The sequence below is a fragment of the Cellulomonas endophytica genome, from assembly GCF_004123805.1.
GTDB classification, from domain to species: Bacteria; Actinomycetota; Actinomycetes; order Actinomycetales; family Cellulomonadaceae; genus Cellulomonas; species Cellulomonas endophytica.
In genome coordinates this window covers 45,252-59,141 of sequence record NZ_RWJX01000023.1, presented here as the reverse complement: position 1 = coordinate 59,141, position 13,890 = coordinate 45,252, and the positions used below count along the sequence as shown (strand labels likewise).

At 77.0% G+C, this 13,890-nt stretch carries 10 protein-coding genes and 1 pseudogene; 5 read left to right on the top strand and 6 right to left on the bottom strand.

All coding sequences use genetic code 11. The features are described 5' to 3' along the window. From EJA20_RS09140 to EJA20_RS09120, 5 genes are all read right to left on the bottom strand, one after another. Positions 1-1,163 (bottom strand): hypothetical protein (locus EJA20_RS09140; protein WP_164983904.1); only part of this gene is annotated, 1,163 nt, incomplete at its 3' end. After that, positions 1,160-2,254, bottom strand: coding sequence for a glycosyltransferase (locus EJA20_RS09135; protein WP_129337842.1), 1,095 nt, complete (start codon positions 2,252-2,254; stop codon positions 1,160-1,162). The genes EJA20_RS09140 and EJA20_RS09135, both read right to left, overlap by 4 nt. After that, complete coding sequence (locus EJA20_RS09130; protein ID WP_129337841.1) at positions 2,251-3,111, bottom strand: glycosyltransferase family 2 protein; 861 nt, start codon at positions 3,109-3,111, stop codon at positions 2,251-2,253. Before EJA20_RS09130 ends, EJA20_RS09135 begins: the two co-directional genes overlap by 4 nt. Continuing rightward, entirely contained in the window at positions 3,104-4,534 is a 1,431-nt protein-coding gene (locus EJA20_RS09125) for a sugar transferase (RefSeq protein ID WP_129337840.1), read from the bottom strand. Before EJA20_RS09125 ends, EJA20_RS09130 begins: the two co-directional genes overlap by 8 nt. Positions 4,535-4,659: 125 nt before the next feature. Further along, complete coding sequence (locus EJA20_RS09120) at positions 4,660-5,169, bottom strand: CAP domain-containing protein (protein WP_164983903.1); 510 nt, start codon at positions 5,167-5,169, stop codon at positions 4,660-4,662. 125 nt (positions 5,170-5,294) lie between these two features. Here EJA20_RS09120 and EJA20_RS09115 point away from each other — a divergent pair, with 125 nt between their 5' ends. Continuing rightward, complete coding sequence (locus tag EJA20_RS09115) at positions 5,295-6,818, top strand: tyrosine-protein kinase domain-containing protein (protein ID WP_129337838.1); 1,524 nt, start codon at positions 5,295-5,297, stop codon at positions 6,816-6,818. Positions 6,819-6,830: 12 nt separating this feature from the next. Then, a pseudogene (locus tag EJA20_RS19470) lies at positions 6,831-8,075 on the top strand (MFS transporter); the annotation flags it as partial. On the opposite strand, the gene EJA20_RS09105 reads toward EJA20_RS19470, so the two are convergent. Then, positions 7,966-9,996, bottom strand: coding sequence for a glycoside hydrolase family 15 protein (locus EJA20_RS09105; protein WP_129337836.1), 2,031 nt, complete (start codon positions 9,994-9,996; stop codon positions 7,966-7,968). The pseudogene EJA20_RS19470 and the gene EJA20_RS09105 sit on opposite strands and share 110 nt — an antisense overlap. Before the next feature lie 123 nt (positions 9,997-10,119). Between EJA20_RS09105 and EJA20_RS09100 the strand changes: the two genes are divergently transcribed. The 3 genes from EJA20_RS09100 to EJA20_RS09090 are packed head-to-tail and all read left to right on the top strand — an operon-like array spanning position 10,120 to position 13,792. Beyond that, positions 10,120-12,642, top strand: a complete 2,523-nt coding sequence (locus EJA20_RS09100) for a molybdopterin oxidoreductase family protein (RefSeq protein WP_129337835.1) — start codon at positions 10,120-10,122, stop codon at positions 12,640-12,642. Then, positions 12,639-13,121, top strand: a complete 483-nt coding sequence (locus EJA20_RS09095) for a hypothetical protein (RefSeq protein WP_129337834.1) — start codon at positions 12,639-12,641, stop codon at positions 13,119-13,121. Before EJA20_RS09100 ends, EJA20_RS09095 begins: the two co-directional genes overlap by 4 nt. Further along, the gene (locus EJA20_RS09090; RefSeq protein ID WP_129337833.1) at positions 13,118-13,792 is read left to right on the top strand and encodes a GPR1/FUN34/YaaH family transporter; all 675 of its coding nucleotides are present in this window, start codon (positions 13,118-13,120) and stop codon (positions 13,790-13,792) included. Before EJA20_RS09095 ends, EJA20_RS09090 begins: the two co-directional genes overlap by 4 nt. Positions 13,793-13,890 lie beyond the last annotated feature (98 nt).

Below are 13,890 nucleotides of genomic sequence, written 5' to 3'. Positions count from 1 at the left end.
AGCACGGAGGTCTCGGCGGCGGCCTCCGCCGCCAGCCCGCCCGCGGCGCCGAAGAGGGCACCGAGGCCGAGTGCGAGCGGCACGCCGACGGCCATGCCCACGCCGCCGCTCGCGGCGACGCGGCGCGCCCTCCCGCGCGAGACGAGCCACAGCCCGCCGATGCCGCGCGTGGCCGACGTCAGGACGATGACGCCGGCGCTGAGCGCGAGGAGGAGCGGCGTCACCGCGACGGTGCCGGAGAAGAGGACGTCGATGGCGACCGGGGCGAGCAGGGTGTGGGCGGCGGCCGCGAGCACCCCGCCGAGGAGCACCACCAGGGCGCCCTTCCGGGCCCGCTCCTCGCGGTCCTGCGAGGTCGACCGCGACCCCACCCACGTCTGCAGCGCGGCGGGCAGCATCTGCAGGCCCGCGAGGGTCAGCCGCTGGACCCGCTCGACCGCGGCGAAGGCGGGCACCGCGGCGGGCGACACCACCGCGAGGAGGGTGACGGGGAGCGCGATGTACGTGGCGCTCGCGAGGCGGCCGGCGGTCACGACCGTCTGCCCGGACACCGACCGCAGGAGGCGGCGCGGGCCGAGGAGGCGGACGAAGCCCCAGGCCGGCCGCAGCCGCCGGTGCACGGCGCCCAGGGAGAGCAGCAGCGCCACCCCGAGCGCCGCCGGGTACACGGCCAGCGGGGCGCCCGCCGCGAGCAGGCCCGCCGCCCCGGCCCCCGCGGCCACCCGGGGCGCCGTGTCGAGGAGCAGCATCGACCAGGGCCGGCCGGTGCCCACCAGGTACCAGTTGGAGTTCAGGCCGAACGCGGCGGAGACCGCGGCGACCCCGGCGGCCTCCGCCGCGTACGACGGCGCGAGCGCCAGCACCACGAGGGCGGCGGCGGCGGCGACGGGCACGACGAGGAGCGCGCGTCCGGCGAGCGACACGGCGAGCAGCCGCCGGGCGTGCGGCTCCGTCCCGCGTGCGACCCGTTGCGGCCCGTCGAGGCTCCACCCCGACTCCACCGCCACCGCGCCGAACGCGCCGACCGAGCTGGCGACCGCGAGCGCGCCCCAGCCGGCGGCGCCGTGGGTGGTCGTCACGACCGGGACCACGACCAGCGGTGCGAAGGCCGCGACGAGGCTGTTGGTCACCAGCCCGGCGAGCCGTGCGGCCCCTCGCCTCACGGCCGGGCCCCCGGCCGGACGAGGGCCGCGCACACCTGCCGGAAGGCGCGGTCGAACGCCCGGCGGACGTGGCTCTCGAGGACGACGTCGAGCCCGGGGTGCGGAGCGGCCCGGACCCCGGCGAGGGCGGCGGCGATCGCCGCGCCGTCCCCCGCGGGCACCGTCACCAGGGCGTCGCCGACGAGGGCCTCGAGGTCCTGCAGGGCGGGGCTCTCCCGGGTGACGACGGTCCGCCCCGCGGCGAGCCCCTGCCACACCTTGTTCGCCACGACGGTGGCGGCCTTCTCCGAGGTGCCGAAGATCCCCAGGACGACGTCGCACCAGGACAGCAGGGGGACGAGGTCGGCCTCCGGCACGGGGGGCAGGAACGTGATCCGGTCGCGGCAGCCGAGGGCGTCGACGAGGGCCTCCGCCGCCGCGCGGTCCTGGCCGTCGCCCACGAGGACGGCCTCGACGGGCCGGCGGGTGCGGGCGAGCCCCTCGACGAGGGCCTCCACGCCGTGCAGCGGGATGTAGTTGCCGTAGTACAGGACCCGCAGGGCCGGCCCGGCCTCCCCGTGCGGGACGACCTGCCCGGCCCAGCCGGGCGCGCCCACGGGGAGCACCGCGACCCGCGCCGGCGCGAGACCGGTCCTGCGCACGAGCGCGCGACCCCGGACGGCGGTGTCGACGAGGACCGCGGACGCCGACGCGAGGGCCAGGCGGTCCAGCGCCCGCGCGGCCGCCAGCCGTGGCGCCGGGACCGGACCGCGCGCGCGGTCGCGGACCGTCTCCTCGAGGCCGATGAAGGCGTCGACGACGAGCGGCCGCCGGCGCAGGCGGGCGACCACGGCCGCGGCGGCGGCGTACTGCAGCTGCATCTCCGCGACGAGGACCGCGTCCGCACCCCTGCTCAGGCGCCAGAGCGACCACAGCTCCGCGAGGACCTGCACCAGCGTCGACGGCGACAGGTCGTGCGCCTCGACGACGCGCACCTCGACCCCGCGCTCCTCGAGGTAGCGCGAGATGCGCCGGCTGCGCGGGTAGTCGCGGGGCCGGCGGTAGTAGACGAGGCTCCGGGGGGCCGACGGCGGCAGCCCGACGGTGCTCACCGGCGCCGCCCGTCGCCCGCCCGGGCGTCGCGCGCCCGGCGGGACCGCGCCGCCAGCAGCGGCGCCGGGGCGGCGATCCGCGCCACGATCCGGGCCAGCGCGAGGGGGTCCCGCACGAGGGCGCGCCGGTGCTTGCGCAGGATCCGCCGCAGGCTCGCGCGCCGCAGGCGGGCGCTGCCCTCGGAGATGCTGTCGGCGCTGCGCACCACGACGGCGAGGGGGCGGTCCAGGTGCACGAAGCGTGCCCCCGTCGCGTCCAGGAGGGTGAGCCACAGGTCCCAGTCCTGGTAGCGCGCGAGGTGCGGGTCGAACGCGGCGCCGCCGCGGAGGAGGTCCGCCACGACGAGGGCGGTCTGGGTGGAGACGACGTTGGTGGAGCGCAGCGCACGGGCGGGGTCCGGGCAGTGCCGGGCCGGCACCGTCGAGGACGTCCCGTCGAGCCGGACGAGCCGGTGGGAGGAGAAGACGACCTCGGCACCGGTCGCCCGGTGCGCCCGGAGCAGGGACGAGAGGAAGTCCGGCTCCCACGCGTCGTCGCTGTCCTGGAACGCGAGGAAGGCGCCGGTGGAGTGCGCGACGCCGAGGTTCCGGGCCGCGGTCGCCCCCCGGTGGTCCTGGAGCACGGGACGCACCCGCGGGTCCGTCGCCGCGAGCGCCGCGAGCCAGGCGCGGGTCCCGTCGGTCGAGCCGTCGTCGACGACGACCAGCTCCAGACGCGGGTGGTCCTGCGCGAGGACGCTGCGCACGGCGCGTGGCAGGGTCCCCAGCCGGTCGTACGTCGGCAGGACGACGCTGACCAGCGGCCCCCCCGCCCCGGCCGGCCCCCCCGCCGGCGCGACGCCCGCGGGCTCAGCCACCGGAGGCGCCGATCACGCAGCGGAGCGTCCGGGCGAGGATCTTCAGGTCGAGCCAGAGCGACCAGTTCTCGATGTAGTGGTTGTCGAACCGGGCCCGCTCCGCGATCGAGGTGTCCCCGCGCAGCCCGTTGACCTGGGCCCAGCCCGTCAGGCCCGGCGGCACGCGGTGCCGCCACACGTACTCCTCGTGCTCCGCGCCGAACCGGGTGACGAAGTGCGGGCGCTCGGGGCGGGGTCCGACGAGGGACATGTCGCCACGCAGCACGTTCCACAGCTGGGGGAGCTCGTCCAGCGAGGTGCGGCGCAGGAAGCGGCCGACCGGCCCCAGCCGGTCGTCCTGGGCGATGTTCCAGTGCGTGGCGCTCTCGGACTCGTCGACGGGCCGCAGGCTGCGGAGCTTGAGCAGGGTGAAGGGGCGGCCGCCGAGTCCCACCCGCCTCTGGCGGAACAGGACTCCCGGCCCCCCCTCCCGCCGGACGGCGACGGCGCACGCGAGCATCACCGGGCCGAGGACCACGAGCGCGAGGGCGGCGAGCGCCGCGTCCACGCCGCGCTTGAGGCGCCACGAGGGCGTGCGGTAGGTGGGGCGCCGCAGGCGGACCAGCGGGACGCCGCGCACGTCGGCCACGAGCCGGTGGTGCGTGGCCACCTGCCACATCCGGGGGACGACGTAGATCTCGACCGGCAGCCCGTGGCACGCCCGGACGACGTCGACGAGGACGTCCTCGGGGACGTCCGAGAACCCGACGACGACCGTGTCCGCCCGGTGCCGGGCGAGGAGGGCCGGCAGCTCCGCCACGACGCCGAGCCCGGGGAGGGGCCGGTCCTCCGACGCCGGGCGGGGCGCGTCGTCGACGAAGCCGACCGCGTGCAGCCCGAAGGCGTGGTCCTCGAGGGACCGGGCGAGCTGCGCGCCGAGGGCCCCGCCGCCCACGAGGAGGGTCCGGTGCACGTCGTGGCCCGTCCGCCGCGCCCGCCGCACGAGCGCGTAGACGGCCGTGCGCGCCAGGACCAGCAGCACCGCGAGGAGCCCGAGGGCCGGCAGCTGGGTCGCGGTGACGGTCCCCCCGAGCAGGAGCTCCATCGCGGTGGCCGCACCGAAGGAGGCGACGAGCGTCCTGAGGAGGACCGGCAGGTCGTCGAGGACGGACAGGCGGATGCGGGCGCGGTGCAGACCGGCGGCGCCGAGGAGCGCGGCGGAGGTGAGGGCGAACATCGCGACCGACCCGCGGCTGCCCGGTGACAGGACGAGCACGAAGACGGCGCTCGCGAGCTCGGCCCCCAGCAGGACGACCGTGAACTCGCCCCGGTCGGTGCTGCGCGCGGCGGTCCCGGGCGCGGCGCCGACGACGTGCCCGCCGGCGGTGGCCCGCTGCGTCGGGACGCGGAGGAGGCGCTCGCGCGTCGTGCTGTCCGTCTCCACGTCCCCCGCTCCTCACCCGTGCGGGCACACCCGTCCGCGTCCTCGTCCCCCTCTCTTCGGCACGGGGCGGCCCGCCCCTGAGCGTCCGCGGACGATCCGCCGTGCCCGGGACCCCCGGGGCGGGATCAGGGACCGAGGAAGACCTGCGAGCAGAGCAGCGCGACGCCGTCGGGGACGCAGGCGACCCCGAGCTCGGTCAGCGCCGGGTCGAGCAGGTTCGCCCGGTGCCCCGGGGAGCCCAGCCACGCCGTCACGACGTCCGCGGCGGGGGCGTCGGTGCGGCTGAGGTTCTCGGCGGCGGTCGTCCGCGGGGCGCAGGCGGCGAGGGCGTCCGTGAGCGGGGCGTGGGTGAGGCCGTCGCCGCCGACGAGCGCCTGCGCGCGCGGTGCCGCCACGTCGGTGGCGCAGGCCGAGGCCGCCAGCGCGGGCAGCCCCGCGGCGGCGCGCGCGGCGTTCGTCCCGGCGACGAGCTCGGCCGCGTAGCGCCCGGGGTCCGGCAGGGAGGCCGACGGGGCCGACGGGGTCGACGGGGCCGACGGGGCCGGTGCGGCGGGCGACGGGCCGGCGCACGCCGCCGCCGGCAGCACGAGCAGGACCACGCCCACCGTCGTCGCCACCGCCCCCGCCGCACGCACCGGCCCACGGTAGACGACGGGACGCGGCGGCGGCCGCCACCCGGCGGCGGGGGAGGGCTCAAGCCGTTCCCCCGTCCGGCCGATGGCAGCGGGGACAGCAACGTGCTCGAGCCAGGGAGCCCCCGGTGGAACTGCAGGACTACGTCGCCCTCCTCCGTCGGAGGTGGGTCTCCGTGCTCGCCGTGGCGGCCGTGGCGGTCGCCGCCGCGCTGGCGGCGACGCTGCTCGTGACGCCGGTCTACGAGGCGCGCTCCCAGGTGTTCGTCTCGACCCGGGGCGGTGGCAGCACGAGCGATCTCCTGCAGGGCAGCAGCTTCACCCAGAACCGCGTCACCTCCTACGCCGACCTCGTGACGAGCCCGCGCGTCCTGGTCCCCGTCATCGAGGCGCTGGGCCTCGACACGACGCCCGACGAACTGGCGGAGAGCATCACGGCGGCGTCGCCGGTCGACACCGTGCTCATCACCATCACCGTCGAGGACCCGGACGCCGCCCGTGCGGCCGACATCGCCAACGCGACCGCGACGAGCCTGGCGACCGAGGTCACCGTCCTCGAGAAGCCCGAGGACGGGGCTTCCCCCGTGCAGGTCAGCGTCGTGCGACCCGCCTCGCCCGCCGAGGGGCCCGCCAGCCCGGACGCCCTGCTGAACCTGGCCCTCGGCCTCCTGCTCGGCCTCGCGGCCGGCGTCGGCGTCGCCGTCCTGCGCGAGCTCCTCGACAACCGGGTGCGCGACGAGGCCGACGTGGCCCGCGTGACCTCCTCGTCCGTCATCGGCACCGTCCACCACGACGACCGCGCGGGCGACCAGCCCCTCGTGGTCCACACCGACCCCCAGGACCACCGGTCCGAGGCGTTCCGGCGGCTGCGGACGAACCTGCAGTTCCTCGACCTGGACGACGCGCAGCGCACGATCGTCGTGACGTCCTCGCTGCCGGGCGAGGGCAAGTCGACGACGTCGATCAACCTGGCGCTGGCGCTGGCCGACGCCGGCTCGCGCGTGCTCCTCGTCGACGCGGACCTGCGGCGCCCGTCCGTCGCGTCCTACATGGGCCTCGAGGGCCAGGTCGGCCTCACCACCGTGCTCATCGGCCGGGCGGAGCTCGACGACGTCGTCCAGCCCTGGGGCACGGGGGCGCTGCACGTCCTGCCCTCGGGGCAGGTCCCGCCGAACCCCAGCGAGCTGCTCGGCTCCCGCGCCATGGCGACCTTCCTCGAGGAGGCGGCGCAGCGCTACGACGTGGTGCTCGTCGACACCGCGCCGCTGCTGCCCGTCACCGACGCCGCGATCCTCGCGCGCCTGACCGGCGGGGCGCTCGTGGTGGTCGGCGCCGAGAGGCTCCACCGCCAGCAGCTCGCGCAGTCGCTCGGCGCCCTCGAGGCGGTCAACGCCCGCGTGCTCGGCCTCGTCCTCAACCAGGTGGCGCGCCGCACGACCGGCGGCTACGCGTACTACCACTACGACTACTCGCCCGTGACGGGGACCGACGCGCCCCTGTCCGGCCGGCGCCGGCTCGGCTTCCTGCCGCAGCAGCGGGGCAGCCGCACGGGCCCGGCGTACCGCGGCAGCCGCATGGACGGCTCGCAGAGCAGCGTCTCGCGCGGCGCCGTGCTCCAGGAGGCGGGCCGGCGGGGGACCGGCACTCGCTAGGCTGCCGTGCCTGTGAGCCGCGTCGGGGAGGTCGTGGCACCGCGGCGGCTCGGCCGGTCGTTCCGGTGGCTGCTCGCCTCGTCGTGGGTGAGCAACCTCGGGGACGGGATCGCGCTGGCGGCGGGGCCGCTGCTCGTCGCGTCCCTGACGGCGGACCCGTTCCTCGTCGCCCTCGGCGCGACCCTGCAGTGGCTGCCGCCGCTGCTCCTCGGGCCGCTCGCCGGCGCTCTGGCCGACCGCCTCGACCGCCGGCGCCTCGTCGTCCGGGTCGACCTCGTGCGCGCCGCGGTGCTCCTCGTGCTGGCGGTCACGGTCGCCTCGGGGCACGCCACGGTGGCGTCGGTGCTGCTGACCCTGCTCGTCGTCGGGTCCTGCGAGGTGTTCGCCGACAGCACCTCCCAGACCCTGCTGCCGATGCTCGTGCACCGGGACGACCTGGCGGCGGGCAACGCCCGGCTCCAGACGGGGTTCATCACGGTGAACCAGCTCGCGGGGCCGCCGGTCGGCGCCGCCCTGTTCGCCGTCGGGCACGCGTGGCCGGCCGCCGCGCAGGCGCTGGCGGTCGCCCTCGGCGCCGTGCTCGTGTCCCGCGTCGTGCTGCCGCCGCACGGCGCGGCCGTGGCGCCGGGCCGGACGCGGCTGCGGCACGACGTCCGCGAGGGCGTGCGCTGGGTGCGGGGCCACGCGGCGGTGCGCACCCTCGTCGTGACGATCTTCGTCTTCAACATCACCTTCGGCGCGGCGTGGTCCGTCCTCGTGCTCTACGCGCAGGAGCGCCTCGGCCTGGGCCCGGTGGGCTACGGGCTGCTCACGACGACGAGCGCCGTCGGGGGCCTGGCCGGCACGGCGGCCTACGGGGCGCTCACCCGTCGCGTCAGCCTCGGGGGGCTCCTGCGCGTCGGCCTCGTCGTCGAGACGCTCACGCACCTGGCCCTGGCGCTGGCGACGCAGGCCTGGGCGGCCCTCGTCGTGCTCTTCGTCTTCGGGGCGCACGCCTTCGTCTGGGGGACGACGAGCGTCACCGTGCGGCAGCGGGCCGTGCCCCTCGGGCTCCAGGGGCGGGTCGGCGCGGTGAACGTCGTCGGGGTGTACGGCGGGCTCGTGCTCGGGTCGGGGATCGGCGGTCTGCTCGCCCGCGAGATCGGCGTCACGGCCCCCTTCTGGTTCGCGTTCGCCGGGTCCGCCGTCCTGTGCGTGCTGCTGTGGCGGGAGCTGGCGCACGTCGCCCACGCCGACGCGGCACCGGTGGCGGGAGCCGGGCCGGAGGCCGCGCCCTAGCTAGCCGCCGACGGGGCCGCGCTCGGCCGTGCCGCCGCGGGCCCGGCCGCGGTGGTGCGCCCGGTGCTCCTGCGTCAGGTGCGGGTCGAGGTCGGCCGGGTGGCTGCCACAGGTGCCGCGCGGTGTTGACGAGGCCGACGTGGCTGAAGGCCTGCGGCGTGTTGCCGAGCTGCCGTCCGGTGCGCGGGTCCCACTCCTCGCTGAGCATGCCGACGTCGTTGCACAGCCCCAGGAGCCGCTCGAACGTCGCGACGGCCTCGCCCGTGCGGCCGATGCCGTGCAGGGCGTCCGCGAGCCAGAACGTGCAGGCGAGGAAGGCCCCCTCGTCGCCCGGGAGCCCGTCCACGCCCTCCGCGGCGGTGTCGTACCGCAGCAGGAAGCCGTCGCGCAGGAGCTCGCGCTGCACGGCGTCCACGGTGCCGACGACGCGCTCGTCGTCCCACGGCAGGAACCCCACCTGCGGGACGAGCAGGGTCGCGGCGTCCAGGCCCCGGGAGCCGTACGACTGCGTGAAGGTGCGGCGGTCCGGGTCCCACCCGCGGTCGCAGACCTCCGCGTGGATCTCCTCGCGCGTGCGCCGCCACCGGTCGACGGGACCCTCGAGGCCGAAGCGCTCCACCGCCTGCACGGCCCGGTCCAGGCCCGTCCAGGCGAGCACCTTCGAGTGCACGAAGTGGCGCCGCTCGCCGCGGACCTCCCACAGGCTGTTGTCCGGGTCGCGCCAGTGCCCCTCGAGGTGGTCCAGCAGCGCCTTCTGCAGGTCCCAGGCCGTGTCGTCCGTCTCGAGCCCCGCGCTGCGGCCCAGGTGCAGCCCGTCGAGCACCTCGCCCCAGGTGTCCAGCTGGAACTGGTCGGCCGCGGCGTTGCCCACCCGCACGGGGGAGGAGCCCTCGTACCCCGCCAGCCACGGCAGCTCGTACTCCTGCAGGCGCCGCGCACCGTCGAGGCCGTACATGATCTGCAGCTTCGCCGGGTCGCCGGCGACCGCCCGCAGCAGCCACTCCCGCCAGGCGGCGGCCTCGTCGACGAAGCCCGTGCCGAGCAGGGCCTGGAGCGTGAAGGTGGCGTCCCGCAGCCAGCAGTAGCGGTAGTCCCAGTTGCGGACGCCGCCGATGCTCTCGGGCAGCGAGGTCGTGGCGGCGGCGACGATGCCGCCCGTCGGCGCGTACGTGAGCGCCTTGAGCAGCACGAGCGACCGTCGCACCGCCGCGGTCCACCGCTCCGCCCGCCCCGGCGCCGCCGCCGCGGGGCTGGCGGGGTCCACGGCGAACGTGAAGTCCTCGAGCCAGTCGTCCCAGAACCGGACCGTCCCCTCGAGCACGCGGTCGGCGTCCACGTGCCGCGGGCGGGGGTGCCACGACGGCGCGTGCGTGAGGACGAAGGGCACGCGGTCGCCCGGGCCGACCTCCACCTCGCCGACCGTCGACAGGTCCTCGCCGTGCAGGGGGACGGGCGTGTCGAGGTGGAAGGCGTCGGGCCCCGCCACCGCCCGCACGCCCGTCGGCGTCCGCCGCACCCACGGGACGACCTGCCCGTAGTCCGTGCGCAGCCGGAGGGTGCTGCGCACGCGCACCCGCCCCGAGACGCCCTCGACCACCCGCACGACGTCCGCGAGCCCGTCGCGCGGCGGCATGAGGTCGACCACCCGGACCGTGCCGTCGGGGGTGTCCCACTCCTGCTCGAGGACGAGGGTGTCGCCGCGGTAGCGCCGCCGGGTGGCGGGCCCGGCCCCGACGGGCGCCAGCCGCCACGCCCCCGCGCGCTCGTCGTCGAGCAGCGCGGCGAAGCAGGCCGGGGAGTCGAACCGCGGCAGGCACAGCCAGTCGATCGACCCGTCCCGGCCCACGAGCGCGGCCGTCTCCGTGTCCCCGACCAGGGCGTAGTCCTCGATGCGCGTCACGCCGCCAGGCTCCCGCGGGTCGGCAGGGGCGGCCACCCGGAGCGGTTGCCCCCGGTGCACCGGGGGCCTTGACTGGCCCCGGCCGAGCAGCGGGCCGCGACGACGGGCGGGCGGAGGCCCCGGATGGCGACGACGGACCGGATCGCGGAGCCCTGGGGCGCCCGCACCCCCTACGGGCCGGGCGGGACCTGGCCCACCCGGGTCGACCAGCACCTGGCGGACGGGGTGTCGGAGGACGACGTCGACCGCTGGGTCCAGAGCGCGTCGGTCCTGCACTCGAACGGCGACGGCCTGGACATCGCCGTGAAGGACGGGCGGGTGGTCGGCGTCCGCGGCCGGGCGCAGGACCGCGTGAACCACGGCCGGCTCGGGCCGAAGGACCTCTTCGGGTGGCAGGCGAACACGTCGCCGGACCGGCTGACCCGTCCGCTCGTGCGCCGGGAGGGGCGGCTCGTCGAGACCTCGTGGGACGAGGCCATGGCGCTCGTCGTGGCGCGGACGCAGACCCTGCTGCGCGAGCGCGGGGCGAGTGCCGTCGGCTTCTACACCTCGGGGCAGCTGTTCCTCGAGGAGTACTACACGCTCGGGGTCATGGCCCACGCGGGCATCGGCACGAACCACGTCGACGGCAACACCCGCCTCTGCACCGCGACGGCGGCCGCCGCCCTGAAGGAGTCGTTCGGCTGCGACGGCCAACCGGGCTCGTACACCGACCTCGACCACGCCGACGCCGTCGCGCTGTGGGGCCACAACATGGCCGAGACGCAGACCGTCCTCTGGACCCGCGTCCTGGACCGCCTCGCCGGGCCGCGGCCCCCCGCCGTGCTCTGCGTCGACCCGCGTCGGACCCCGGTGGCCCGGGCGGCGACGGTCCACCTCGCGCCGCGCCCGGGCACGAACGTCGCGCTCCTGAACGGGATCCTCCACGAGGTGCTCGCGCAGGGGTGGGTGGACCGCGCCTACGTCGACGCGCACACCGTGGGGTTCGCGGACCTCGAGCGGATGGTCCAGGACTACCCGCCGGAGCGGTCGGCGACGATCTGCGACGTGCCGGTCGGGGACCTGCGGGCCGCGGCGCGCCTCGTCGGGACGGCCGAGCGGCTCGTCTCGACGGTCCTGCAGGGCTTCTACCAGTCGCACCAGGCGACGGCCGCCGCGGTCCAGGTGAACAACCTGCACCTCGTGCGGGGGATGCTCGGCGAGCCGGGCAAGGGGCTGCTCCAGATGAACGGGCAGCCCAGCGCGGAGAACACGCGCGAGTGCGGGGCTGACGGCGACCTCGCCGGCTTCCGCAACTGGTCCAACGCCGACCACGTCGCCGACCTGGCACGGGTCTGGGACGTCGAGCCCGACGCGATCCCGCACTGGTCCCCGCCCACGCACGCGATGCAGATGCTGCGCTACGCGGAGGACGGCTCGCTGGGGATGCTCTGGGTGCAGGCGACGAACCCGCTGGTGTCCCTCCCCGAGCTCGCCCGGGTCCGGTCGGTGCTCGAGCAGGACCGTCTCTTCCTCGTCGTGCAGGACATCTTCCTGTCGGAGACCGCGCAGGTGGCCGACGTGGTGCTGCCCGCCGCCGCCTGGGGCGAGAAGACCGGCACCTTCACGAACGCCGACCGCACCGTGCACCTGTCGGAGAAGGCGGTGGAGCCCCCGGGGGAGGCGCGGCCCGACCTCGACATCTTCCTCGACTTCGCCCGCCGGATGGACTTCCGCGGGAAGGACGGCACGCCGCTGGTGCACTGGGAGGGTCCGGAGGCGGCGTTCGAGGCCTGGAAGGAGTGCTCGCGCGGCCGGCCCTGCGACTACACCGGGCTGTCGTACGACCGGCTCCGCGGCGGCAGCGGCATCCAGTGGCCCTGCGACGACGAGCACCCCGACGGCACGGAGCGCCTCTACGCCGGCGGCCGGTTCTCCGCGGCCCCCGACGTCTGCGAGAGCTACGGGCGCGACCTCCTCACGGGGGCGCCGGTGGAGGAGGCGGAGTACCGGGCGCTGAACCCGCAAGGACGGGCCATGATCAAGGCCGCCCGCTACGTGCCGCCGCACGAGGTCCCCGACGAGGGGCACCCGCTGCAGCTCGTCACGGGCCGGACGCTGTACCACTTCCACACCCGGACGAAGACGGGCCGGGCCCCGCAGCTCCAGGCCGCCGCGCCGGAGGTGTGGGTGGAGGTGTCCGAGCACGACGCGGGCACGCACGGCGTCGCGGAGGGGGACCTCGTCGAGGTGGCGACGCCGCGGGGGTCCGTGCAGGCCCGCGTGCGGGTCTCCGGCATCCGCCCCGGCGTGCTGTTCCTGCCCTTCCACTACGGGTACTGGGACACGGGCGGCGGCCACGTCCCCGACGGCCCCGGCCGGGCGGCGAACGAGCTGACGATCACCGACTGGGATGCCTGCTCGAAGCAGCCCGTGTTCAAGACGGCCGCCGCCCGGCTCACGCGCGTGACGGCGGCGGGCGGCGTGAGCGCGGCGCCCACGACCACGGGGTCCGCACCGGTCGGCCCCGCAGCCGGCCGCGTGCCGGACACGACGGGCGGGCCCGCGGGGTCCGCGGAGTCACGGCTCGGCACCGCCGCGGCGCCGCCGCGGGCCCGGCCGACGAGCAGTACGGGTGGCGGACGCGCGACGGGGGGCTGGTCGTGAGGATCGGGCTGGCGCTGCGGCAGCTGCACCGTGACGAGACGGACCTGGCGGAGGGGCTGCTCCACCTGTCCGAGCGGCACAGGGTCGACCACGAGGTGTTCCACCTGGCGCGCGACCTCGCGGGGTGGTCCGCGGACCACGTCCGGCGGATCGCGGAGGTCGCGCCCGCCTACGGGGAGGACCTCGACCCCGACGCGGTGGGCGAGAGCCGGCTCGCCGAGCGGGTGCGCGAACGCCTCGGCGACGCCCTGGGCCGGTCCTCCGCGCCGGAGCTGGCCCTGCTGCGCGACCTGCGGGAGGTCTACCTGCAGGCCCAGGGCGTGTCCGTGGACTGGGAGCTGGTCGCGCAGGCAGCGCAGGGGATCCGCCACCACGACCTGCTCGACCTGACCCGGCGCTGCCACCCGGAGAACCTCCGGCAGGCGCGGTGGGCCAACGCCAAGCTCAAGGAGTCCGCGACCCAGGTGCTCCTCTCGTGAGCGGGGAGGGACCCGTGCCGGCGGCGGCGCGCGTCGTCGTGCGGCCCCTGGGCACGCCGCTGCCCCTGGGCTTCCTCGGCCTGCTCGTGGCGACCGTGGGCTTCAGCGCGCTCCAGCTGCAGTGGCTCCCGCCGGAGCAGGGACGGGCCGTGGCGCTGGGCGTGCTCGCCTTCACGGTGCCGGCGCAGCTCGTCTCCGCCGTCCTCGGCTTCCTCGCGCGCGACCCCGTGGCCGGGACCGGCATGGGGGTCCTGGCCGGGACCTGGGCGGCGGCGGGGCTCGTCACGCTCACCGGCGCCCCGGGCGCCTCCAGCGCGGGGCTCGGCACGCTGTTCCTCGCCGCCGCGCTGGCGATGCTCGTGCCCGCCGTCGCCGCGTCCGCCAAGCTCGCCGCGGCGGGCGTCATGGTCCTCACCGCCGTGCGGTTCGCCCTCACGGGGGTCGCCGAGATCACGGGCTCCGACGGCTGGTCCGCCGCCGCGGGCACGGCCGGGCTCGTGCTCGCCGTGGCGGCGCTCTACGCGGCGGCGGCGTTCGAGCTCGAGGACGCCCGGCACCGCACCGTGCTCCCGACCTTCCGCCGCGGGCCCGGCCGCCCCGTCATGACCGGCTCGCTGGCCGACGAGCTCGCGGACGTGGCGCACGAGGCCGGTGTCGGTCGGCAGCTGTAGCGGGGGCCCGGGTGCGGCCCGGCCGGACAGGTCCTAGCGTCGGTGCTCCCGGGGTCGTGGCACCCTTCGCCGGTGCGCGACCTCCCTCCCCTCGAGAG

What these genes read in the sequence shown, in the direction of transcription:
- EJA20_RS09100 (WP_129337835.1), top strand. Translation starts at nt 10,120, where the DNA reads ATGGCGACGACGGACCGGATCGCGGAGCCCTGGGGCGCCCGCACCCCC.